Genomic DNA, 21,011 nt, shown 5'->3' with positions numbered 1-21,011 from the left:
GAGAGCGTTATGTCGCAAGCGGCTGCGAGAGTAGGGGATGCTACAGGGCACGGTGGAGCGTTGGTAAGTGGTTCCGGAGATGTAAATACCAATAACTGTTCTGCCGCCGCAGTAGGGATGAGCGTCGCGCCTTGCCCGTTTCACGGGGCGGCTCCCGTCGTCACCGGTTCAGGTAGCGTATTTATCAACGGCTGTAACGCGGCGCGGATGGGAGATATAACCGGCTGCGGCGCCCCCGTCGTCAGCGGCTCGGGTGATGTTTTTATTGGTGGCTAAACGATGCAATTGCTAACGATCTGGCCCGCTAACCAGCCCGCTTTCTCGCTTGAGCGTTTTAACAAGGAAAACCCGGCCTGTTTTAGCCTGAAGAGTGGGCAATTTAGTGAAGCCAGGCCCGCTGAACAGGAAGAGGTCGTGTGGTTCTACCATACGGCTGGTGGGCCGGTCATTTTCAATACCTGCAGGGAGAGCATTTGCCGGGTTGACGAAACGACGGTTGAAGCCGGGCAGCATTATGCTTTGCGCTTTAATTCAATCGTGCAGGTTGGCCACTATGCGTTTGAACTCCACGCAGGCGACAGCGAAGAAGTGCATCAGGATATTATTCACGACCTGTTTGATACTCGTTCTGAGCAGCAACAGGCCAATCTTATCGTACCGGAAGTCGAAGATATCTTGCCAAACGGCGGCCATTTTACCGGCGACTACCGCTATCTTAGCGATGCGGACGTGGCAGAAACGGAGCGCGACGTGCTCAAAAATCTGGAAATTGAATATAAAAAATTCCTTATCTGGGGCGAGCAGTCCAGAACCAGTTCGGCCGATAACGCCATTTTAAACAGTAGATTGCCCGGCAGTGACGATTACTTTGAGGCCGTGCGTGAAGAGATGAAAGCTAAGACGCTGACGGAGTGCATTATCCAGACGCCTTCGCTTATCGATAAGGTCTGGGATGAACTCAACGTAGACAGCGGCTCAGACGAGCTGCTTTTTGCAGAAGAAAAAACCGATATTTTAAAACTGCTGGCCCCGGAAAATATCTCATCCAGAGAGAAAAAGCCGGTTCCAGAACTGGTGTTCCACGATCTTTATAAACCGGGGCTGGACAGCCCTTATTAACCAGGGAGAGGTAGACAAAATGCGTGATGCTAATTCGTTAAGCGAACAGCTGAAGACTTCGCGGCTGGATGAGGTCCTGGCCGATGTATTGAGCCAGGTAAAAGCGAAGCCGGACAATCTGATGTTAAGGAATACGCTGTTTCGACTTTACTGCATTGAAGGAGAATGGGAAAAGGCGTTAATGCAGCTGCAAACAATAGCGCTGCTGGATGACGCCGCGCAGAAGCAGTGCGAGCTGTATAAAAACCTGGTGTTCAGCGAACTGATCAGAGAAGAGGTGCTGACCGGCGCGCGCAGCCCCGGATTACTGGAAGAAAACTTTCCCGAATGGATGTCGCTTACACAGCAGGCAAACCGCGCCCATATGCAAAACGAGCACCAGCGTGCTGAAACCCTACGCCAGAAGGCCTTTCAGCTTGCCCCGGAAAGCGCTGGCGGCGGTCGGATAACGGGAGACTTTGCCTGGATCGCAGATAGCGACGGTCGTATTGGGCCAGCGTGCGAATTTATCAGCGCGGGCGGCTATCGGCAGGTGCCGTTTGCTTCCTTGCAGCTGCTGCACGTTAAACGGCCCGGCGATTTACTGGATCTGGTCTGGGCACCCGCCCATATCCAAGCAGGCGGACAGTTTTACTACGGTTATGTACCGTCTCGCTATCCGCTTTCTGCCAATGCGGCACAAAGTGAAAAGCTGGGGTGGCGCAGTGAATGGCAGGAGGTTTCGGCAAGCTTATCGACAGGCGCAGGCAGGAAAGTACTGATTACCGACAGCGGTGAGTTTTCTCTGCTGGAAATTGCAGAAATCAGCTTTGCATAATTATGATAACAGAAAAAAAACAAGGATTTACCCCAACGCTGCTGGAACGTTTGCTGGACTACGAGCCAAAAAAACAGCATGAAAGTTACGATGCTGTCTATATCGACGCCAGGCAAATGCGCGCTTTGGTGCAAAAGGATATCGCCTGCTTGCTTAACAGCGCCAATCTTGAAGAGCTACTCGATGAAGATAAGCATGGTCTGGTGATGGCTTCGGTAATCAATTATGGCGTTGCGCCACTGGTGGGAAAGTATTCCCATCATCACAACTGGTCGATTATTGAGAAAAATATCAGGAATGCCCTGCTGCGTTTCGAACCACGCATTATCCCGGAGACGTTGCTGGTTCGTCCCTGGCCGGATAAAGAGCATGCCGGAAAAAACAGCCAGATCCTGTTTGAAATCCGCGGCCTGATCCGCTGGCAGCCGCACCCCATCGATCTCAGCCTCAATGGGAGCTATGACGCAGAAACGGCAAAAGTGGCGTTAAAATCTGACTAAGGGCGGCGCGCCGCCCTTTCCATCCTCACGTGCGAATGGTTAAATCTCCGAACGATAAAAATTCAGGAGGTCCTGTGCTGCCATCGCAAACCATCAGTCTCACCATCCCCCGTAACTGGGTTGATCTGTACGAAACCATCTGGAAACCCGACTATTTTCCCAAATGGGCCAGCGGCCTTAGCCAGTCGGCGCTGGAACAGGACGGCAGCTACTGGAAAGCTGTCGGGCCGGAAGGCGAAGTAAAAATTCGGTTTACCGAGCACAATCCCTTCGGCGTAATGGATCACTATGTGGATACCGGTTTTGGCAAGGAGATCTACGTACCCATGCGGGTGGTTGGGAATGAAGAAGGGGCAGAAGTGCTGATTACGCTTTTCCGCCAGCCGTTTACCTCTGATGAAAAGTTTGCGGAAGATGCCGCTGTAGTTAAGCGTAATCTGCAGGCGCTACATACGTTATTAACAACCTGACGCCACGCCGAAACGGCTTTCGGATCGTAGCAATATGCGGAAAAATTTACGGTATGGCTGGCACAAAACACGATTAATGCCCCGAACGGCGCGGGGCGAGCGCCGCCTGGGTGTGTTCGTATGCCAGCCGCCGCCTTTATCTCGTTTCTGAGGACAGTAGCCTGCAATGAAGCTTATTATTTGTGATGAAGACCGACACAGCGCCGGGATTCTGGCCATATTTAACGATGCTATCGTCAACTCCACCGCGCTTTATGACTATCAGCCGCGTCCACCGGAAAGTATGCAGAGCTGGTTCGCCAGCAAACGGCAGAATGATTTTCCGGTTATCGGCGTTGAGAATGACGAAGGCAGGCTGATGGGATTTGCCAGCTACGGCACTTTTCGCACGCATGCGGCCTGCCAGTTTACGGTGGAGCACTCTATCTATATCCATCCCGATTTTCGCGGCCAGGGCCTCGGCAATCTGCTGCTAGATGAAATTATTCAGCAAGGGCGTGAGAAAGGGATGCATCTGATGATTGGCAGTATTGATGCGGATAACCGCGCCAGTATTGCGCTGCATGAGAAAAAGGGTTTCACGCTGGCCGGAACGCTACACGAGGTTGCCTGGAAATTCGATCGCTGGCTGAACCTCGCGTTTTATCAAAAGCGGCTGAACGACGAGGCTACTGCGCCAGGCATTGCCCGATAAACTCGCCTGCGCTGCGAACAGACCGGGCAGAGATAGTATGGCCAACCGACGGCTCAAACTGCGTACTAACGATCATACCCAGCTCGCGCAGCTGCGCCGCCGCCGCTTCGCTTTCCGCATACGGGATAACGCTGTCGGCCATGCCGTGAACCACCATGACGGGCGTGTTTTTTGCGGGCTGGTAAGGGGCAGGCGAGGCCAGCCGACCTGAAAAGGCTACCAGTCCGGCGACCGGCCAGCGTCCGGACACGACGGCATCCAGCCCCATGATGGTTCCCTGAGAAAAGCCAACCAGCACCACTCTGTCCAGCCGATCCTGCATCTGATGCTGCATCAGAATGGCAGCCAGCTTTTGGTCAAACGCTTGCCGCGCGTTAAAAACCCGCTGCGCACGATTGGCGGGCGTGACGCCGCTCAGGCTAAACCATTGATAGCCCTCGCCGTGTTCAAAAAGGTCTGGGGCATCAGGACTGGCAAAGGCAATCTGCGGTAGCGTACTGGCCCAATATTCACCCAAATCGGCCAGGTCCCGGCCATTGCTCCCTACGCCATGCAGCAAAACGATCAGTCCCTTTGTCATCTTCATTCTCCGGTTCGGCCGCTTTCCCCCACGGAAACGGTCGCCGACAAGGCTACACTGATTCCATTATGATGATAATACCCGTTATAAAACCGATATTATTTCCGTTCTGGAATGAATCACCAGCCGCGATCCCATTCTGCTTCGCCAGAGAAGTGCGCTTCCAGAAAATCCGTCAGCGTACGAACTTTATGCGCCAGGTGCCGTGCAGGCGGATAAACGGCATAAAGACCCAGCGGCGGCATTTCATACTCGCGAAACAGCGGGATGATAGCGCCGCTACGCAGATGATCTCCGGCAATAAAAGTGGGCAGCCGCACCACGCCCAGGCCCGCCTGCGCCGCCTTCAGGCAGGCTTCGGCATTGGCAAAACGAAGCCTGCCCGTAACGGCGACAGAGAGGATACGGCTATTTTCATCCTGAAACTGCCAGTTAAAAGGGTCACGGAAGTTCGTATCAATAATACAGTCATGCTCCGCCAGCTGGTGCAGATCGTCAGGCGCGCCGTGCTTGTCCAGCCACGCTTTGCTGGCCGCGACAATAATGCGAATATCGCTAAGCCGACGGGCAATCAGGCTGCTGTCGTTTAGCTTGCCGATGCGCAGCGCCAGATCGAAGCCTTCGTCGACGATATTTACCGTACGATCGGAAAAGCTGACGTCCAGTTCTATCTCTGGATACTCTTTGGCAAACGCAATCAGCACGGGCGCCAGGTTATGCGTACCAAAAGTAAGGGGCGCAGTCAGCTTCAACCGGCCGGAAGGTTTACCGGAAGCCTGGCGCACGGAGGCGTCCAGCGCGTCAAATTCATCCAGAATGCTTTTGATCCGTTCAAAATAAGCCTGGCCGATTTCGGTAGGGAAAAGTGCGCGGGTACTGCGCTTCAGCAGCTGTACGCCCAGCTGGCTCTCCAGCCGGGAGATCAGTTTAGACGCCTGGCCGCTGCTGGTACCAAGGCGTTCGGCCGCGGCGGCAAAGCTGCCCAGCTCCATTACCGCCACCAGCATGCGATCGCAATCAAGCCGTTCCATCTTTTTCCCTCTCTGTCCGTCGTTTTTCTTCCCTGAAAGGTATCGCCAGCACTTCCCCGCGCCAGCCGTCGCCTCGTTTACCGGGCCGTCCGAGAGTATAAAAAAAAGCGTCGGCAAGCCAGCCAACGTTGCCGCCGCCTTGTTGCAGGCAGCGTGCCTCTGCCTTCAGGAAATAAAAATATGCACTACTATCAGTTCTTTTGGTTGGGAAAGTGAGTTGACTATGCTGTATCGCCGCTTCGAGAAACTGATCGACATTTTTCAGGACGCCCCCAGCGACACGCCGCCAAACAGCGTCTGGGCCTTTTACGTCTACTATCTACGCCAGGTTTGGCCAAGCTTTGCCCTGCTGCTGGTGATAGGGCTAATCGCCTCGCTGATTGAGGTCGCGCTGTTCCGTTTTCTCAGCACCATTATTGATATGGTTAACACGACGCCAGCCGCCAGCTTTTTCAGCGAGCATGCCGGCGAGCTAATCTGGATGGTGGTCGTCGCGCTGGTCATGCGGCCGATCTTTATCGGGCTGCACGATCTGCTGGTGCATCAAACGATCAACCCCGGCATGACCAGTATGATCCGCTGGCAGAACCATAACTACGTACTGCGCCAGAGCCTGAATTTTTTTCAAAGTGATTTTTCCGGCCGCATCGCGCAGCGCATCATGCAAACCGGCAACGCGCTGCGTGATTCCGCAGTGCAGGCCGTGGATGCACTCTGGCACGTACTGATCTACGCCATCACCTCGCTGGTGCTGTTTGCCGAAGCCGACTGGCGGCTAATGATCCCGCTGCTGCTTTGGATCGCCGGTTACATTATTAGCCTGAAGTATTTTGTGCCGCGGGTAAAAGCTCGCTCGGTAGCCTCTTCCGATGCGCGCTCAAAGCTGATGGGAACCATCGTGGATGGCTATACCAACATCACCACGCTCAAACTGTTTGCGCACAGCGATCTGGAACGCGCCTATGCGCGGGAAGCGATTGGCGATCAAACGGATAAAACCCGCCAGCAGGGCCGCATGGTCACCAATATGGATGTGGCCATCACCACGCTGAACGGTCTGCTGATTGTCGGGACAACCGGCCTCTCGCTGTGGCTGTGGACGCAATCCTTGATCAGCGTAGGCGCTATCGCGCTGGCCACCGGTCTGGTTATCCGCATCGTCAATATGTCCGGCTGGATTATGTGGGTGGTTAACGGCATTTTTGAAAATATCGGCATGGTGCAGGATGGTTTACAGACTATTGCTCAGCCGGTCAGCGTGGCGGATAAGCCACAGGCGCCTGCGCTGAAGGTACACAGCGGGGAAATCCGTTATGACCACGTTAACTTTAACTACGGCAAAGAGCGTCGGGTAATCGAAGATTTCCAGCTGACTATCCGTCCCGGCGAAAAAATTGGCCTGATCGGGCCTTCGGGCGCGGGTAAATCGACGCTGGTTAATCTGCTGCTGCGGCTGTATGACCTTGATGGCGGGCGCATCGTGATTGATGGCCAGGACATCGCTCAGGTCAGCCAGGAAAGCCTGCGCGCGCAGATTGGGATGATTACGCAGGATACTTCGCTACTGCATCGTTCCATTCGCGACAACCTGCTGTACGGTCGTCCCAACGCCACGGAAGAGGAACTACAGCAGGCGATTCATCGGGCGAAAGCCGACGAGTTTATCCCGCTGCTTTCCGATCCGCAGGGCCGCCTGGGGCTGGACGCGCACGTCGGTGAGCGCGGCGTGAAGCTGTCCGGTGGCCAGCGTCAGCGTATCGCTATCGCCAGGGTGCTGCTGAAAGATGCGCCGATTCTGATTATGGATGAGGCGACTTCCGCGCTGGATTCCGAGGTAGAAGCGGCCATTCAGGAGAGCCTGGAAACGCTGATGGGCGGTAAAACGGTCATTGCCATCGCGCACCGCCTCTCCACCATCGCCAAAATGGACCGGCTGGTGGTGCTGGAAAATGGCCGCATCGCCGAGATGGGCAGCCACAGCGAACTGCTGGCGCACAACGGACTGTATGCCCGACTGTGGCGTCATCAGACCGGCGGCTTTGTGGGTGAATCCTGACTGCCTGTTGTAACTCGTGCCGCGCAGTTTATCGCGCGGCACGCTTTAAACACCGTAAACGGCCTTTCTATTTCTCTTCCCTGCGATAAGGCAACGATTCACGGGCCTCTTCTGCCCAGGCCTGCACGCCGGGTCGCTCCTGTTGCAGATAATCGGCTACCGCCTCGTATAAACCTTCGTGGCGCAGATAGTGCCAGGATTCAGTGATCACCGGTTCAAAGCCTCGCACCAGCTTGTGCTCGCCCTGCGCGCCCGCATCGAACCGCTTCAAACCGTGCGCAATGGCATAGTCCATGCCCTGATAAAAGCAGGTTTCAAAATGCAGCCGGTTAAATTCCTCCAGGCAGCCCCAGTAGCGGCCATAAAGCGTCTCGCCATCAACCAGGCTAAACGCCATTGCCACCGCCAGGCCGTTTTGCGTTGCCAGTACTACGCGAATAGCCTGCGGCATTCTTTGCGCTAACAGACTAAAAAATTCGCGCGTCAGGTAAGGGCGCTGGCCGCGAACCGCATAGGTGTTGGCATAGCAGGCGTAGACAAAATCCCAGTGCGCTTCACTAAGCTGATGGCCAGCCAGCCACTCAAATTCAAAGCCCTGGCTGGCGACCAGCTCACGCTCTTTGCGCATCTGCTTGCGCTTGCGCGACATCAGCGTATCCAGGAAATCCTGAAAATCACGGTAGCCAGGGTTGTGCCAGTGATACTGGCAGCCGAAACGCGACAGCCAGTGCTTCTCGCCCGCCAGCAGCTCGCGGGTTTGCGCATTGCCAAAATTGATATGGGCGCTGTGCAGCTGGCGCTGCTGTAAAAAATCCGGCACGTGATGCAGCAACTTTGCTGCCATCCCGGCCTCGCCCAGCAGGCGTGCGCCGGTAACGGGGCTAAACGGTACGGCGGCCAGCCATTTAGGGTAGTAGGGCAAGCCTGCACGCTGGCAGGCATCTGCCCAGGCATGGTCGAAAACGTATTCACCCATCGAATGGCTTTTCCGATAGCCCGGCAGCGCGGCGCGGACTTCGCCTTGTTCTTCCCACAGCAGATGCTCGGGCTGCCAGCCGGTTCCCCGGCCCACGCAGCCGCTCTCCTCCAGCGTGCTGAGAAAGGCGTGGCGGAGAAAAGGCTGATCGTCAGGGAGCAAGGCATCCCACTGACTGGCGGGAAGTGAGGCCAACTGCGTCAGGAGGGTTAGCGACATCGGGAGACTCCATCTTTATGCGTATCCGATAACCATGACGCTAAAGTGACGATTTTGCGAGCCGGGATCAATCTCTTCCGCCATTACCGCACGGGCCGTTAAAGCTGGCGCGGTACGGAAATCCCGCCGGGCAGCGGCTTATCTTCCCGCGTTTCGCCGCCGACGCGCTCAATTGGCCCCATAACAAACAGAAAACAGCACGCCGCCACTACACAGTGAGCGCCGACAAAGAACAGGCCCACGCTATAGCTGCCGGTTAGCGCAACCAGATAACCGAAGATAACCGGCGTAACGATCCCGGCGATATTGCCGACGCAGTTAAAAATGGCACCGGCGAGGCCGACCGCCTCTTTAGGAGCCGTATCGCTAATCACTGCCCAGGTCCCCGCTCCCGCCGCCACGCCTTTGCCGTAAAAGGCAAAAGACATAATGGCAATTACCCAGAAGTTGCTGTTAACGCCCGCTGCGGCAATCAGCGTGGCCGCCATCAGCATGCCGACGATATAGGGCGTTTTTCGTGCCCAGGAAACCGACCAGCCCGTACGGATCAGATAGTCAGAGATAATGCCGCCGGAAATACCGCCCGCAAAACCAAACAGGGCAGGGGCTACGGTCGCAAATCCGGCGTGCAGGATATCCATCCCGCGATCCTGCACCAGATAAATGGGGAACCAGGTAATAAAGAAGTAGCTCAGCGCGATAATGCAGTACTGACCAATATAGGCGCACCACAACATGCGATTGGTTAATAGCTTGCGGAACATATCGCGTGAAACGGGCGCTTTCTCTTTACGCTGCGCAACGGAGTCGATATCAACCAGTCCGCCGCCTGCTGCAATATAGTCCAGCTCTTGTGAGGAAACGCTGCGATGCGTGCGCGGCTCCTGCATATACCAGAGCCAGACAAAGAAAGCGGCGATGCCGATTGTTCCCAGAACAAAGAACGGCCACGGCCAGCCGAACCGCGAAACCAGCCAGCCCGACAACGGTGAGAAAATCGCGACGGCGAAATATTGTGAAGAGGCAAACAGAGACGAGGCACGGCCGCGCTCGGCTTTGGGAAACCACATAATGGCGACGCGGGCGTTGGCGGGAAAGCTGGGCGCTTCGATCAATCCCAGCAGAAAGCGCAGCGTAAACATCAGTATCAGCGCGCCGGTCACGCCCGAAGAGAATTCGCCGATAAACCCCATGGCCAGCGTGGCAAGCGACCAGAGCACCAGCGTGACGCCATACACCCTTTTCGTGCCGTAACGATCGAGAAACAGGCCGCCAGGGATTTGGCCAATCACGTAGGCCCAGCTAAAAGCCGACAGAATAAAACCGAGCTGCACTGGCGACAGGCCAAATTCATCTTTAATAGCGCCGCCCGCAATAGAAAGAATTGAGCGATCCGCGTAGGCGATGACGGAGAGAAACAGTATCAGCATGAGTATCCACACGCGTACGTGCGATCCGTTTTTGGCAATCATAGTGATAAACCTTTTATTGATCGTGCTACAACCGCGCGCACAGATAGCGGAATTCGACACTGGTCACAGCGGCAGGCAGCGAAGAAAACCGCCGCTGATGAGGGTTGGATCAACTATAGGAAGAGGCTTTACGGCGGGTCATTATGCGATTGCCGGAATTGGTACCTCGAAAAAGCGGTAAATCAGGAGGAATGCACAAGGCGGCTTGAAGCGGTTCACATTCCGTGAGTTATTCGCTTTACCAGCGAAAGGGGCCGTGGGGAATGTGGTCTCCGTCTGCTTTTCTGTAGAAAAACTCATCTATGACGGCGGGCCGTCAGGGATCGATCATGGTCGGGCCGGCAATTCTTAAGACGTTGTAAAACCAGGTTTTTGCGGTGATGTCGCCAATTTCCGTATGCGCGTAGAGAAAAACCTCCTGATTGGGAACGTGGAAAGGCAGCTCCAGCATGCGGCCATTGCCACGGCGAGCGTAAATTCTGGCGGCGCTGGAAGGCAGCGTGACCAGCAGTTCGCTGGAAGCGATCAGTTCGCCAAGCGCGGCAAAATGCGGAACCTCCAGCGCAATTTCCCTTTCCAGCTCAAACTCTTTCAGCCTGTCTTCCACAATATGATGGCCGCTGGTGGCGGCAACCACCACATGACGCTCCTGCATATATTCATTCAGCGACAGGGTTTCGCCAATGCGGGGATGATCGACGTTCAACAGGCAGACGTAACGTTCATACACCATAAGCTCGCGCTGAGCGGAAGAAACGGATTCGTTGCGGCTACAAAGCGCCGCATCGATTTTTCCCGTGAGCAGCCATTCATCCAGCCTGTGCACATCTACCGGCACCACTTCCAGCTGGATATGCGGCGCGACATTGCGAAAAAGCGCGATCAGTTTTGGCAGCAATAACAGTTCGCCCAAATCGGAAAGCGCGAGGCGAAACTTATAGCGCGAGGTCTCCGGCGAAAAGACCCGCGTTTCCGCTACGGCTTTTTCAATGCCGGTTAGCGATTTTTTAAACACTTTATACAGCTGGGTAGCCGTTGGCGTAGGCTCCATCCCTTTGCGGCTGCGCTTAAACAGTTCATCATTTGTTTCACTGCGCAAGCGGGCCAGCGCGTAGCTGGCGGAAGGCTGAGTGATAAAAAGACGATCGGCGGCACCGCTGACGCTGCGGGTTTCATAGATAGCGGTGAAAACGCGCACCAGGTTGAGATCTAACATTTCCTGCCTCTATAGATGATATCTATAAACGAAGATTAAAATTATCTATTTGAACTATTTTATGCTTCTTTATATCCTTCCTGCCATCAAATTTTGATATGTTACGTACTTTTTTGCATATCTTAATTTAACTAATAAAAACATATAGATATAAAATTACATCGTGGGCGGGCGGCGCGGTTTGCAGCGTGCTGTCGCAGGAGAAAGCAAGTGAAAGGTGAAATCGTAGACGTCATTATCGACTGGATCGAGGCGCATCTGGACGATGGTTTAAATATTGAGGCCGTAGCGGCTCGCTCTGGTTATTCTAAATGGCACTTACAGCGCGCCTTTAAAGAGAAAAAAGGTATGACGCTGGGCAGTTTTATCCGCTGCCGTCGCCTGGATGAAGCGGCCAGAAGCCTGGTAACATCGCATAAAACCATTATGACCATCTCAATGGATCTGGGGTTTTCTTCACAACAGTGTTTCCAGCGCGTATTTAAAAAGCATTTTAACGTGACGCCAAGAGACTATCGCAATCAGCATCGCGAGCTGCACTGATTTTCCACTCGCGCAGGCAGAAGCATCCCATGAAAAAATATTGTCTTCTTATGTTGCTGGTTATCAACAATGCCAGCTTTGCTGCCGTCGGTAACCCGCCGACGCTGGCTGAAGCTGCTCAATGCGATCCGGGCTTTTGCTTCACTTCAGTGAAAGCGGGGAATGAGCTGGTGCAGGGAATACGCGGTCTCGATCGCCAGATACGCCGCGTCCTTGAACCTGCCTCCACCGGAGCTGCGGATGCCGTGACAGAATAAACCCGGAGAATTGCGGCCGGTCGCGCTGCAAGCGTGAAAATTTTAACATTCCATCAGGTATACTAACGCCCGTGTTAATTTGTTGACGGAATGCTATGGAACGTTTCACTGAAAACCTTATTTATGCCTCGCGTTGGCTGCTGGCGCCCATCTACCTTGGCCTGTCATTAGGCCTGCTGGCGCTGGCGATCAAATTCTTCCAGGAAGTTTTTCATCTGTTGCCAAACATTTTGAGCATGGCGGAGAACGATCTGGTGCTGGTTCTGTTGTCGATGATCGATCTCACGCTGGTTGGCGGCCTGCTGGTTATGGTGATGCTGTCCGGTTATGAAAACTTTGTCTCCAGGCTGGATATTTCCGAGCACAAGGAAAAGCTGAGCTGGCTGGGAAAAATGGACTCCGGCTCGCTGAAAAACAAGGTAGCCGCTTCTATTGTGGCGATTTCTTCTATTCACCTGCTGCGCGTATTTATGGACGCGAGAAACATTCCCGACAATAAGCTGATGTGGTATGTGATTATCCATCTGGCCTTTGTTCTTTCCGCTTTCGTCATGGGTTACCTGGACGCCATGTCACGTAGGGAAAAAGGCAGCATTCACTGATCGTTTTGTCTTCTGCCCGGCCTGTTCCGGGCATATTCACCTGTTTTTCCCCGCATCGTTAATTTTGCTTGCTTGTACAGGGCAAAATCGCATAAAAAAACGGTTTTTCTGACCGATAAATAAAAAGCCCGGCCATTATCTTCTGCACTGCCGTTACTTTCTGGCATCTGGCGCATCAATGAGCGGACGAACCGTGCCCGAAACGGGACAGCATAGTTAGGTTACTGAGGAAAACTCTGTCAGATGATTAGTCGACGTCGGTTAATAATGGGAACAGGCGCAGCGATGCTTGCCATGACGGCCGGGAAATTGTTTGCCAGAGAGGACATCATTCCTTTATGGCAGGATGAACCGCCGGGCGGCGGCGGCCCCAGCGGCGACCTGCATATTTCCTCGAACGGTTCCTGGTCAAACATTGTCAGTCCGGCCATCCAGCGCTTTCAGCCGCAGGAGCCGAACGGTTCGGCCGTGCTGATCGCGGCGGGCGGCGGCTATCGCTGGATAGGGATGGGCGGCGAAGCGTGGCCCGTGGCGCGCTGGCTGAACGCTCGCGGCTATACGGCTTATGTGCTGAGCTATCGTCTGCCACACGAAAAATGGCACGCGGGCAGGCTGGCGCCTTTCCAGGATGCGCAGCGCGCTATCAGGCTGGTACGGTCTATGGAAAGAAAAGTGCACTTACTGGGCTTTTCTGCTGGCGGCCACCTGATGGGGATGACGGCCGCGCGGCCAGATTTTGTCACCTACTCTCCACGGGATGCCCTGGACAACGTCGCGCCAGTTGCGGACAGCGTCGGGCTGATTTATCCGGTGATTACGCTGGAAGCACCTTATACCCACACGCATACGCATATTGAGCTTGTAGGGAAAAATGCTTCACCGGCTGACGAAGCCGGCTGGTCGGTAGAAAATTACGTTACGCGCAGGTTTCCGCCGACGTTTTTAGCGCAGGCGGAAGATGACCATACCTCTAATCCGCACAATACGCAGATTATGCACGATGCCTGTCGCCGCATGGGCGTACCGGTTGAGCAGATTAAAATTACGCGGGGTGGGCACGGGTTCGGACTGGGCAGGGCAGGAACGCCTGCGGCTATCTGGGACGAAGCCTATGCCGTCTGGCTGGCCTCGCGCCGTTAAGCAGAGAAAGATTTCCCGGCAGCGGTAGGGGTTTACACGCCATCCGTGGCGTAACCGGTAGGCGCTACTTTCTGAGCCTGACCAGATCCACCGCGTGATCGGTGCTCTTGGTCATAATCAGACTGGCTCTTTCACGCGTCGGCAAAATATTCTCTTTCAGGTTCATCAGATTAATTTCTTCCCACAGCTGAGTAGCGATGCCCACGGCTTCATCTTCAGGCAGCTGCGCATAGTTATGAAAATAAGAATCCGGATCGGTAAAAGCGCCTTTGCGGAACTTCAGGAAGCGATTGATATACCAGTGGCGCAGCAGATCTTCTGGCGCATCGACATAAATGGAAAAGTCCACAAAGTCCGAGACAAACACGTGATGGGGATCGTGTGGATAATCCATGCCGCTTTGCAGAACATTTAATCCTTCCAGAATCAAAATATCCGGCTGCTGTACGACTTTATCGCCATCGGGAATGACGTCGTAAATTAAATGCGAATAAACGGGGGCCGTGACCTGCGCCGCGCCTGATTTAAGGTCGGATACAAAATTCACTAAGCGATGCATATCGTAAGACTGCGGGAAGCCTTTTTTCTTCATCAGCCCGCGTTCTTTTAATATCTGGTTTGGATGCAAAAAGCCGTCGGTGGTAATCAGCTCAACGCGGCGATGTTCCGGCCAGCGGCTCAGCAGCGCCTGCAAAACGCGTGCGGTCGTGCTTTTTCCTACGGCCACGCTGCCAGCGATACTTATAATATAAGGAACCTTCTGGCCGTTAGTGCCAAGAAACTGTTCAAGTACCGCCTGACGACGTAAATCAGAATTGATATAGAAGTTAAGAAGTCTGGACAACGGCAGATAAATCTCTGCGACTTCATTCAGAGAGAGATCTTCGTTTATCCCTTCCAGCTGCGCAATTTCTTCTTTACTCAGGGTCATCGGCACGGAATCACGCAGCGCGGCCCATTGCGAACGATTAAATTGCAGATAGGGTGTGGTCAACAAGGACTCTTTTTTCATATGCATGCTTCTGCCAGCAAGAACTCGCCTGTGGTGACGCCAGGATAGACAGAGCGAACGTATCGGCTCTTTCTAAACGCGTAACTAAGGTAAATTTCAGAAAACAATGGGCAGGAGGTTAACACCAGACGGGGCGTAACCAGAAGGAAAAATAAAATTTGCGGGTGCAAACGCAACGGCCGCCGCATTTATTGAAAAATTAGCGCTACGATTCTCTGAAACAAGCCGCGATTCTTCGGACATTTAGAAAAAACGCGACGATAGTTCATGGGTAAACCGCCGAAACCCGCGCCTTCGTGCTGGTTAAAAAATAACGCCATCGCTGTTTCTTTGCGCATTTCCATTGATGCAAAGCAGGATTTTGCGAAGAATTGCACAAATAACAGGCATAAGAACTTTTATCGCAATTTTTTTGTTGCATCCCGCCTCCAGTCTTCCTAGAATGCGCACCACTTGATGCCGGCTTAGCTCAGTTGGTAGAGCAACTGACTTGTAATCAGTAGGTCACCAGTTCGATTCCGGTAGCCGGCACCATCAAGTACCCCAGGTGGGATTCCCGAGCGGCCAAAGGGAGCAGACTGTAAATCTGCCGTCATCGACTTCGAAGGTTCGAATCCTTCTCCCACCACCATTAACATTGTTCGCAGTGTTAATAAGAGGCAAAGTTCTCCAGCTTCCCCACGGGGAAGGACGAGAAGCTTCGACCTCGAAGGTTTGACCCGGTAGGGCAAGGAGCAGCGCGACTTCATCCTTCTCCCACCACCATTTCAGCCTTGCACCATCAGGCTGCAAATACAGATTTCAGGCTGAGCACAAGCACAGTCAGAGTCATCAAGCAAATGCGGGTTGACTCGAGTAGCAGGAAAGCATTTCTGTTATTCATAAGCTACAGACAGAACAGGTAGCCGAGTTCCAGGATGCGGGCATCGTATAATGGCTATTACCTCAGCCTTCCAAGCTGATGATGCGGGTTCGATTCCCGCTGCCCGCTCCAAGCCGTGCTGATATGGCTCAGTTGGTAGAGCGCACCCTTGGTAAGGGTGAGGTCCCCAGTTCGACTCTGGGTATCAGCACCACTTCTAAATCTCCCTCCCTGATTCTTCTCTGTACGTTAAAATTCAACAGTTCAGGCACTGCCTGGTTGATGTGGTGATATCACCGATTTATCCGTGTCTTAGAGGGACAAGCGATGTCTAAAGAAAAATTTGAACGTTCCAAACCGCACGTCAACGTTGGTACTATCGGCCACGTTGACCACGGTAAAACTACCCTGACTGCTGCTATCACCACCGTTCTGGCTAAAACCTACGGCGGTTCTGCTCGTGCATTCGACCAGATCGATAACGCACCAGAAGAAAAAGCTCGTGGTATCACCATCAACACCTCTCACGTTGAATATGACACCCCGACTCGCCACTACGCGCACGTTGACTGCCCAGGCCACGCCGACTATGTGAAAAACATGATCACCGGTGCTGCGCAGATGGACGGCGCGATCCTGGTTGTTGCTGCGACTGACGGCCCAATGCCGCAGACCCGTGAGCACATCCTGCTGGGTCGTCAGGTTGGCGTTCCATTCATCATCGTGTTCATGAACAAGTGCGACATGGTTGATGATGAAGAGCTGCTGGAACTGGTTGAAATGGAAGTGCGTGAGCTGCTGTCTGCTTATGATTTCCCTGGCGACGACCTGCCAATCGTTCGCGGTTCTGCACTGAAAGCACTGCAGGGCGAAGCAGAGTGGGAAGCTAAGATCATTGAGCTGGCTGGTCACCTGGATACCTACATCCCAGAGCCAGAGCGCGCAATCGACAAGCCGTTCCTGCTGCCAATCGAAGACGTGTTCTCTATCTCCGGCCGTGGTACCGTTGTTACCGGTCGTGTAGAGCGCGGTATCGTTAAAGTTGGTGAAGAAGTTGAAATCGTTGGTATCAAAGATACCGTGAAATCAACCTGTACCGGCGTTGAAATGTTCCGTAAGCTGCTGGACGAAGGCCGTGCGGGTGAGAACTGTGGTATCCTGCTGCGCGGTATCAAGCGCGAAGATATCCAGCGTGGTCAGGTTCTGGCTAAGCCAGGCTCAATCAAGCCACACACCAAGTTCGAATCTGAAGTGTACATCCTGTCCAAAGACGAAGGCGGCCGTCATACTCCGTTCTTCAAAGGCTACCGTCCACAGTTCTACTTCCGTACAACTGACGTGACCGGTACCATCGAACTGCCAGAAGGCGTTGAGATGGTAATGCCAGGCGACAACATTCAGATGGTCGTTACCCTGATCCACCCAATCGCGATGGACGACGGTCTGCGTTTCGCAATCCGTGAAGGCGGCCGTACTGTTGGTGCGGGCGTTGTTGCTAAAGTTATCGCTTAATCGCTGATAATATTTGACGCAACGCACAAGAAGAGGGCATCATTTGATGCCCTTTTTGCACGCTGTAACATAGAACCTGGCTCATCAGTGATTTTCAACCATAATCATTGCTGAGGCAGGCTCTGTAGCACGGCGTTATATGCCGAGTTTCGCCTGACAGCATCATTCGGTTCGGTTGCCGCGTATGACGCGGCAAAATAGTTTCTGATCTATTGTGGCAGGTTGGTTTATGAGTGCTAATACCGAAGCTCAAGGGAGCGGGCGCGGACTGGAAACGGTAAAATGGTTAGCGGTAGCTGTGCTGCTGCTTGTGGCCGTTGTCGGCAACTACTATTACCGTGAAGTTACCCTCCCACTGCGCGCGCTGGCCGTTGTAATCCTGATCGCAGCAGCAGGTGGCATTGCGCTGCTGACGACGAAAGGCAAAGCAACGCTGGCATTTGCCCGTGAAGCGCGCACGGAAGTTCGCAAGGTTATTTGGCCGACTCGTCAGGAAACGTTGCATACCACGTTAATCGTTGCCGCGGTTACTGCCGTGATGTCACTGATTTTGTGGGGACTGGATGGTATTCTGGTTCGTCTCGTATCGTTTATCACTGGCCTGAGGTTCTGAGATGTCTGAAGCTCCAAAAAAGCGCTGGTACGTCGTTCAGGCGTTTTCCGGCTTTGAAGGCCGTGTAGCCCAGTCGCTGCGCGAGCATATCAAATTACATAACATGGAAGAGCTTTTTGGCGACGTCATGGTTCCAACCGAAGAAGTGGTTGAGATCCGTGGCGGGCAGCGTCGTAAAAGCGAACGCAAGTTCTTCCCCGGTTATGTTCTGGTACAAATGGTCATGAACGATGCAAGCTGGCACCTGGTGCGCAGCGTGCCCCGCGTCATGGGATTCATTGGTGGTACCTCCGATCGTCCGGCACCTATTAGCGATAAAGAAGTCGACGCGATTATGAATCGCCTGCAGTCTGCGGGTGATAAGCCACGTCCGAAAACCCTGTTTGAACCAGGTGAAATGGTTCGCGTTAACGACGGCCCGTTTGCCGACTTTAACGGTGTGGTTGAAGAAGTGGACTATGAGAAAAGCCGCCTGAAAGTTTCCGTTTCCATCTTTGGCCGTGCAACGCCGGTAGAGCTGGATTTTGGACAGGTTGAGAAAGGCTGACGCTGGGTCCGGCTTGCGCAAAATGTAGGCCGGAATACAGATATCAGTTGCGAGAGGCGCGAAATTGCCCTACAATTTCGCGCCTTTTGTTTTTATGCGCTGGTTCAGCGCGTGAATATTAATCACGGGGAGCTCTTTACGGAGCGTTCGCACCCAATAGAGGAATTATCATGGCTAAGAAAGTACAAGCCTACGTTAAGCTGCAGGTTGCAGCCGGTATGGCAAACCCGAGTCCACCAGTTGGTCCAGCACTGGGTCAGCAGGGCGTTAACATCATGGAATTCTGTAAAGCGTTTAACGCCAAAACAGAATCCCTGGAAAAAGGCCTGCCTACTCCGGTTGTTATTACCGTTTATTCCGACCGTTCTTTCACCTTCGTTACCAAAACGCCTCCGGCAGCAGTACTGCTGAAGAAAGCGGCTGGTATCAAGTCTGGTTCCGGCAAGCCGAACAAAGACAAAGTAGGTAAAGTATCACGTGCTCAGGTACGTGAAATCGCAGAAACTAAAGCTGCGGACATGACTGGTGCTGACGTTGAAGCGATGACTCGCTCAATCGAAGGTACTGCTCGTTCCATGGGCCTGGTGGTAGAGGACTAAGAAATGGCTAAGCTGACCAAGCGCATGCGCGTGATCCGTGACAAAGTTGATGCAACTAAACAGTATGACATCAACGAAGCTGTCGCTCTGCTGAAGGAACTGGCAACTGCTAAGTTCGTAGAAAGCGTTGATGTAGCGGTAAACCTGGGCATTGATGCTCGTAAATCTGACCAGAACGTGCGCGGTGCAACCGTACTGCCACACGGTACCGGTCGTTCAGTACGCGTTGCCGTATTTACCCAGGGCGCAAACGCCGAAGCAGCTAAAGCTGCTGGCGCAGAGCTGGTAGGTATGGAAGATCTGGCTGACCAGATCAAAAAAGGCGAAATGAACTTTGACGTGGTTATCGCATCTCCTGATGCAATGCGCGTTGTTGGCCAGCTGGGCCAGGTTCTGGGCCCACGCGGTCTGATGCCAAACCCGAAAGTAGGCACCGTTACTCCTAACGTTGCTGAAGCGGTTAAAAACGCTAAAGCGGGCCAGGTTCGTTACCGTAACGACAAAAACGGCATCATCCATACCACTATCGGTAAGGTTGATTTCGATACGGACAAACTGAAAGAAAACCTGGAATCCCTGCTGGTTGCGCTGAAAAAAGCGAAACCGTCTCAGGCGAAAGGCGTTTTCATTAAGAAAGTTAGCATCTCCACCACTATGGGTGCAGGTGTGGCGGTTGATCAGGCTGGCCTGAACGCTGCTGCTAACTAATCTGCTTTACGCGGGCGAAAGTTTCGTCTAGAATCTTACGCCCGTTGTCCTGTATTTATACAGAGCAGAAAGAATTTTCGGTTGGAGCCTGGCCTTATCCAGGCCTCCGTCCAAGACCGCAGGTGTTTCGCGAGAGACTTAATTTCCTGCGTAGACGGTGACAGAACCTGAAGAATATTTTTATAGTCTTTGCTGGATTCTGCTCACCGTGTTTGAGCGCCTGCCTTCAGTGATGTCGGCAGGTGATGTGAGTTCCGGAGGAATCCTTCTCCGGTAAAAATCCAGGAGCAAAAGCTAATGGCATTAAATCTTCAAGACAAACAAGCGATTGTTGCTGAAGTCACCGAAGTAGCCAAAGGCGCGCTGTCTGCGGTAGTTGCGGATTCTCGCGGCGTACCAGTAGGCAAAATGACTGAACTGCGTAAAGCAGGTCGTGAAGCTGGCGTTTACATGCGTGTTGTTCGTAACACCCTGCTGCGCCGCGTCGTTGAAGGAACTCAGTTTGAGATCCTGAAAGACACGTTTGTTGGTCCGACCCTGATTGCATACTCTATGGAACACCCGGGCGCTGCTGCTCGTCTGTTCAAAGAGTTCGCGAAAGCGAATGCAAAATTTGAGGTCAAAGCTGCGGCCTTTGAAGGTGAGCTGATCACGGCGGCGAATATCGACCGTCTGGCAACTCTGCCAACTTACGAAGAAGCACTGGCACGTCTGATGTCGACCATGAAAGAAGCCGCTGCAGGCAAACTGGTCCGCACTCTGGCTGCCGTACGCGACGCAAAAGAAGCTGCATAAGCTTTTTTGCCTGTTGCACTTTAACGTATAAACTATTTCTGATTCACAGGAACAATTGTCATGTCTATCACTAAAGATCAAATTCTGGAAGCAGTAGCGGCTATGTCTGTAATGGACGTTGTTGAGCTGGTTTCCGCTATGGAAGAAAAATTCGGTGTTTCTGCTGCTGCCGCTGTAGCTGTTGCTGCTGGCCCTGCTGAAGCTGCTGAAGAAAAAACTGAGTTCGACGTTGTACTGAAAGCTATCGGCGCTAACAAAGTTGCCGTGATCAAAGCAGTACGTGGCGCAACTGGTCTGGGCCTGAAAGAAGCTAAAGACCTGGTTGAGTCTGCACCTGCTGCCCTGAAAGAAGGCATCAGCAAAGACGACGCAGAAGCTCTGAAGAAAGCACTGGAAGAAGCTGGCGCAGAAGTTGAAGTTAAATAAGCCAACCTTTCAGGTTGCAGCCTGAGTTAATCAGGCTGATGGCTGGTGACTTTTCGGTCACCAGCCTTTTTGCGCTCTACAGCGTCAACGGCCTTTCACACTGTTTAGCTGTTGATTTGCTTAATATCTTTCTCTATCGACGCCTTAATATACTGCCTTCCTGCACGGTTCCCTGCCGGGCAACGGCGATGAAATGATTTAAGAGTGATAGAAAGAGGTATTACGGAAGATAGTCATTCCGGGCC

General features: G+C 53.3%; 25 protein-coding genes and 4 tRNA genes. 22 read left to right on the top strand and 7 right to left on the bottom strand.

The features are described from left to right. Positions 1–9 precede the first annotated feature (9 nt). The 6 genes from ACMGGR_RS20400 to ACMGGR_RS20375 all read left to right on the top strand — a co-directional run bounded on the left by ACMGGR_RS20400 (position 10) and on the right by ACMGGR_RS20375 (position 3,600). A complete protein-coding gene (locus ACMGGR_RS20400) occupies positions 10–276 on the top strand; it encodes a PAAR domain-containing protein (RefSeq protein WP_246760172.1) in 267 nt (88 codons plus the stop codon). A 3-nt stretch (positions 277–279) separates the two neighbouring features. Next, positions 280–1,119: a TagK domain-containing protein gene (locus ACMGGR_RS20395; protein WP_414147732.1), complete on the top strand. Its 840-nt coding sequence runs from the start codon at positions 280–282 to the stop codon at positions 1,117–1,119. Positions 1,120–1,138: 19 nt separating this feature from the next. Beyond that, a complete protein-coding gene (locus ACMGGR_RS20390) occupies positions 1,139–1,936 on the top strand; it encodes a type VI secretion system accessory protein TagJ (RefSeq protein WP_414147731.1) in 798 nt (265 codons plus the stop codon). A 2-nt stretch (positions 1,937–1,938) separates the two neighbouring features. Beyond that, a complete protein-coding gene (locus ACMGGR_RS20385; protein WP_414147730.1) occupies positions 1,939–2,436 on the top strand; it encodes a type VI secretion system baseplate subunit TssE in 498 nt (165 codons plus the stop codon). Positions 2,437–2,510: 74 nt separating this feature from the next. Beyond that, positions 2,511–2,906 (top strand): polyketide cyclase, encoded by a 396-nt coding sequence (locus ACMGGR_RS20380; RefSeq protein WP_246760168.1) that lies wholly within the window; start codon positions 2,511–2,513, stop codon positions 2,904–2,906. Between the two features lie 166 nt (positions 2,907–3,072). Then, positions 3,073–3,600: a GNAT family N-acetyltransferase gene (locus ACMGGR_RS20375; RefSeq protein WP_246760167.1), complete on the top strand. Its 528-nt coding sequence runs from the start codon at positions 3,073–3,075 to the stop codon at positions 3,598–3,600. On the opposite strand, the gene ACMGGR_RS20370 is transcribed toward ACMGGR_RS20375, so the two are convergent. Next, positions 3,575–4,180: an alpha/beta hydrolase gene (locus ACMGGR_RS20370; RefSeq protein WP_414147729.1), complete on the bottom strand. Its 606-nt coding sequence runs from the start codon at positions 4,178–4,180 to the stop codon at positions 3,575–3,577. The two genes, ACMGGR_RS20375 and ACMGGR_RS20370, sit on opposite strands and share 26 nt — an antisense overlap. A 119-nt stretch (positions 4,181–4,299) precedes the next feature. After that, on the bottom strand, positions 4,300–5,211 hold the full coding sequence (locus ACMGGR_RS20365; protein WP_246760165.1) for a LysR family transcriptional regulator: 912 nt from the start codon (positions 5,209–5,211) through the stop codon (positions 4,300–4,302). Between the two features lie 223 nt (positions 5,212–5,434). On the opposite strand from ACMGGR_RS20365, the gene ACMGGR_RS20360 reads away from it, so the two are divergent. Next, positions 5,435–7,267: an ABC transporter ATP-binding protein gene (locus ACMGGR_RS20360; protein ID WP_246760164.1), complete on the top strand. Its 1,833-nt coding sequence runs from the start codon at positions 5,435–5,437 to the stop codon at positions 7,265–7,267. Between the two features lie 67 nt (positions 7,268–7,334). Here the strand turns inward: ACMGGR_RS20360 and ACMGGR_RS20355 are convergent, their stop codons facing one another. The 3 genes from ACMGGR_RS20355 to ACMGGR_RS20345 all read right to left on the bottom strand — a co-directional run bounded on the left by ACMGGR_RS20355 (position 7,335) and on the right by ACMGGR_RS20345 (position 11,150). Then, on the bottom strand, positions 7,335–8,462 hold the full coding sequence (locus ACMGGR_RS20355) for a GNAT family N-acetyltransferase (RefSeq protein WP_414147728.1): 1,128 nt from the start codon (positions 8,460–8,462) through the stop codon (positions 7,335–7,337). 98 nt (positions 8,463–8,560) lie between these two features. Further along, the gene (locus ACMGGR_RS20350; protein WP_246760162.1) at positions 8,561–9,934 is read right to left on the bottom strand and encodes an MFS transporter; all 1,374 of its coding nucleotides are present in this window, start codon (positions 9,932–9,934) and stop codon (positions 8,561–8,563) included. A 316-nt stretch (positions 9,935–10,250) separates the two neighbouring features. Then, entirely contained in the window at positions 10,251–11,150 is a 900-nt protein-coding gene (locus tag ACMGGR_RS20345; protein ID WP_414147727.1) for a LysR family transcriptional regulator, read from the bottom strand. Positions 11,151–11,360: 210 nt separating this feature from the next. Here ACMGGR_RS20345 and ACMGGR_RS20340 point away from each other — a divergent pair, with 210 nt between their 5' ends. From ACMGGR_RS20340 to ACMGGR_RS20330, 3 genes are all read left to right on the top strand, one after another. Next, entirely contained in the window at positions 11,361–11,693 is a 333-nt protein-coding gene (locus tag ACMGGR_RS20340; protein ID WP_246760160.1) for a helix-turn-helix domain-containing protein, read from the top strand. A 29-nt stretch (positions 11,694–11,722) separates the two neighbouring features. Then, complete coding sequence (locus tag ACMGGR_RS20335) at positions 11,723–11,950, top strand: hypothetical protein (RefSeq protein ID WP_246760159.1); 228 nt, start codon at positions 11,723–11,725, stop codon at positions 11,948–11,950. 95 nt (positions 11,951–12,045) lie between these two features. Next, complete coding sequence (locus tag ACMGGR_RS20330) at positions 12,046–12,552, top strand: TIGR00645 family protein (RefSeq protein WP_246760158.1); 507 nt, start codon at positions 12,046–12,048, stop codon at positions 12,550–12,552. Here the strand turns inward: ACMGGR_RS20330 and ACMGGR_RS20325 are convergent. Beyond that, the gene (locus ACMGGR_RS20325) at positions 12,546–12,719 is read right to left on the bottom strand and encodes a hypothetical protein (RefSeq protein ID WP_246760157.1); all 174 of its coding nucleotides are present in this window, start codon (positions 12,717–12,719) and stop codon (positions 12,546–12,548) included. The genes ACMGGR_RS20330 and ACMGGR_RS20325 overlap by 7 nt on opposite strands. A gap of 76 nt (positions 12,720–12,795) precedes the next feature. Between ACMGGR_RS20325 and ACMGGR_RS20320 the strand changes: the two genes are divergently transcribed. Then, positions 12,796–13,692, top strand: coding sequence for an alpha/beta hydrolase (locus tag ACMGGR_RS20320; RefSeq protein WP_246760156.1), 897 nt, complete (start codon positions 12,796–12,798; stop codon positions 13,690–13,692). Positions 13,693–13,756: 64 nt separating this feature from the next. Here ACMGGR_RS20320 and coaA read toward each other — a convergent pair whose 3' ends face one another. Continuing rightward, positions 13,757–14,710, bottom strand: coding sequence for a type I pantothenate kinase (gene coaA / locus ACMGGR_RS20315; RefSeq protein WP_246760155.1), 954 nt, complete (start codon positions 14,708–14,710; stop codon positions 13,757–13,759). A 452-nt stretch (positions 14,711–15,162) separates the two neighbouring features. Between coaA and ACMGGR_RS20310 the strand changes: the two genes are divergently transcribed. From ACMGGR_RS20310 to rplL, 11 genes are all read left to right on the top strand, one after another. After that, positions 15,163–15,238: transfer RNA gene (locus ACMGGR_RS20310), tRNA-Thr, on the top strand. 12 nt (positions 15,239–15,250) lie between these two features. After that, a tRNA-Tyr gene (locus tag ACMGGR_RS20305) sits at positions 15,251–15,335 on the top strand. A 288-nt stretch (positions 15,336–15,623) separates the two neighbouring features. Further along, positions 15,624–15,698, top strand: a tRNA-Gly gene (locus ACMGGR_RS20300). A 6-nt stretch (positions 15,699–15,704) separates the two neighbouring features. After that, a tRNA-Thr gene (locus ACMGGR_RS20295) sits at positions 15,705–15,780 on the top strand. 113 nt (positions 15,781–15,893) lie between these two features. Further along, positions 15,894–17,078 carry an elongation factor Tu gene (gene tuf, locus ACMGGR_RS20290; RefSeq protein WP_147193965.1) on the top strand — a complete coding sequence of 395 codons (1,185 nt, stop codon included), beginning with the start codon at positions 15,894–15,896 and terminating at the stop codon, positions 17,076–17,078. A gap of 229 nt (positions 17,079–17,307) precedes the next feature. Next, positions 17,308–17,691 carry a preprotein translocase subunit SecE gene (gene secE / locus ACMGGR_RS20285; RefSeq protein WP_246760154.1) on the top strand — a complete coding sequence of 128 codons (384 nt, stop codon included), beginning with the start codon at positions 17,308–17,310 and terminating at the stop codon, positions 17,689–17,691. 1 nt (position 17,692) lies between these two features. After that, positions 17,693–18,238: a transcription termination/antitermination protein NusG gene (gene nusG / locus ACMGGR_RS20280; RefSeq protein ID WP_024966040.1), complete on the top strand. Its 546-nt coding sequence runs from the start codon at positions 17,693–17,695 to the stop codon at positions 18,236–18,238. Positions 18,239–18,408: 170 nt separating this feature from the next. Continuing rightward, the gene (gene rplK, locus ACMGGR_RS20275; RefSeq protein ID WP_034828899.1) at positions 18,409–18,837 is read left to right on the top strand and encodes a 50S ribosomal protein L11; all 429 of its coding nucleotides are present in this window, start codon (positions 18,409–18,411) and stop codon (positions 18,835–18,837) included. A 3-nt stretch (positions 18,838–18,840) separates the two neighbouring features. Further along, entirely contained in the window at positions 18,841–19,545 is a 705-nt protein-coding gene (gene rplA, locus ACMGGR_RS20270) for a 50S ribosomal protein L1 (protein WP_246760153.1), read from the top strand. A 297-nt stretch (positions 19,546–19,842) separates the two neighbouring features. Further along, positions 19,843–20,340 carry a 50S ribosomal protein L10 gene (gene rplJ / locus ACMGGR_RS20265; RefSeq protein WP_246760152.1) on the top strand — a complete coding sequence of 166 codons (498 nt, stop codon included), beginning with the start codon at positions 19,843–19,845 and terminating at the stop codon, positions 20,338–20,340. Between the two features lie 60 nt (positions 20,341–20,400). After that, positions 20,401–20,766 (top strand): 50S ribosomal protein L7/L12, encoded by a 366-nt coding sequence (gene rplL / locus ACMGGR_RS20260; protein ID WP_034898574.1) that lies wholly within the window; start codon positions 20,401–20,403, stop codon positions 20,764–20,766. Positions 20,767–21,011 lie beyond the last annotated feature (245 nt).

Source organism: Erwinia sp. BNK-24-b (assembly GCF_047456155.1).
In the GTDB taxonomy this organism is placed as follows: domain Bacteria; phylum Pseudomonadota; class Gammaproteobacteria; order Enterobacterales; family Enterobacteriaceae; genus Erwinia; species Erwinia phyllosphaerae.
Note: the sequence above shows the minus strand (reverse complement) of the source record. Positions and strands in the feature narration are given on the sequence as shown.

Bases quoted from the DNA above. Each gene is read 5' to 3' on its own strand.
- ACMGGR_RS20335 (WP_246760159.1), top strand. From the start codon at position 11,723: ATGAAAAAATATTGTCTTCTTATGTTGCTGGTTATCAACAATGCCAGC.
- ACMGGR_RS20320 (WP_246760156.1), top strand. From the start codon at position 12,796: ATGATTAGTCGACGTCGGTTAATAATGGGAACAGGCGCAGCGATGCTT.
- ACMGGR_RS20355 (WP_414147728.1), bottom strand. From the start codon at position 8,462: ATGTCGCTAACCCTCCTGACGCAGTTGGCCTCACTTCCCGCCAGTCAG.
- rplK (WP_034828899.1), top strand. From the start codon at position 18,409: ATGGCTAAGAAAGTACAAGCCTACGTTAAGCTGCAGGTTGCAGCCGGT.
- rplL (WP_034898574.1), top strand. From the start codon at position 20,401: ATGTCTATCACTAAAGATCAAATTCTGGAAGCAGTAGCGGCTATGTCT.
- ACMGGR_RS20390 (WP_414147731.1), top strand. From the start codon at position 1,139: ATGCGTGATGCTAATTCGTTAAGCGAACAGCTGAAGACTTCGCGGCTG.
- ACMGGR_RS20345 (WP_414147727.1), bottom strand. From the start codon at position 11,150: ATGTTAGATCTCAACCTGGTGCGCGTTTTCACCGCTATCTATGAAACC.
- ACMGGR_RS20375 (WP_246760167.1), top strand. From the start codon at position 3,073: ATGAAGCTTATTATTTGTGATGAAGACCGACACAGCGCCGGGATTCTG.
- ACMGGR_RS20325 (WP_246760157.1), bottom strand. From the start codon at position 12,719: ATGCCAGAAAGTAACGGCAGTGCAGAAGATAATGGCCGGGCTTTTTAT.
- ACMGGR_RS20385 (WP_414147730.1), top strand. From the start codon at position 1,939: ATGATAACAGAAAAAAAACAAGGATTTACCCCAACGCTGCTGGAACGT.
- ACMGGR_RS20365 (WP_246760165.1), bottom strand. From the start codon at position 5,211: ATGGAACGGCTTGATTGCGATCGCATGCTGGTGGCGGTAATGGAGCTG.
- coaA (WP_246760155.1), bottom strand. From the start codon at position 14,710: ATGCATATGAAAAAAGAGTCCTTGTTGACCACACCCTATCTGCAATTT.
- ACMGGR_RS20395 (WP_414147732.1), top strand. From the start codon at position 280: ATGCAATTGCTAACGATCTGGCCCGCTAACCAGCCCGCTTTCTCGCTT.
- ACMGGR_RS20360 (WP_246760164.1), top strand. From the start codon at position 5,435: ATGCTGTATCGCCGCTTCGAGAAACTGATCGACATTTTTCAGGACGCC.
- ACMGGR_RS20370 (WP_414147729.1), bottom strand. From the start codon at position 4,180: ATGACAAAGGGACTGATCGTTTTGCTGCATGGCGTAGGGAGCAATGGC.
- nusG (WP_024966040.1), top strand. From the start codon at position 17,693: ATGTCTGAAGCTCCAAAAAAGCGCTGGTACGTCGTTCAGGCGTTTTCC.
- ACMGGR_RS20330 (WP_246760158.1), top strand. From the start codon at position 12,046: ATGGAACGTTTCACTGAAAACCTTATTTATGCCTCGCGTTGGCTGCTG.
- ACMGGR_RS20400 (WP_246760172.1), top strand. From the start codon at position 10: ATGTCGCAAGCGGCTGCGAGAGTAGGGGATGCTACAGGGCACGGTGGA.
- secE (WP_246760154.1), top strand. From the start codon at position 17,308: ATGAGTGCTAATACCGAAGCTCAAGGGAGCGGGCGCGGACTGGAAACG.
- rplJ (WP_246760152.1), top strand. From the start codon at position 19,843: ATGGCATTAAATCTTCAAGACAAACAAGCGATTGTTGCTGAAGTCACC.
- tuf (WP_147193965.1), top strand. From the start codon at position 15,894: ATGTCTAAAGAAAAATTTGAACGTTCCAAACCGCACGTCAACGTTGGT.
- ACMGGR_RS20350 (WP_246760162.1), bottom strand. From the start codon at position 9,934: ATGATTGCCAAAAACGGATCGCACGTACGCGTGTGGATACTCATGCTG.
- rplA (WP_246760153.1), top strand. From the start codon at position 18,841: ATGGCTAAGCTGACCAAGCGCATGCGCGTGATCCGTGACAAAGTTGAT.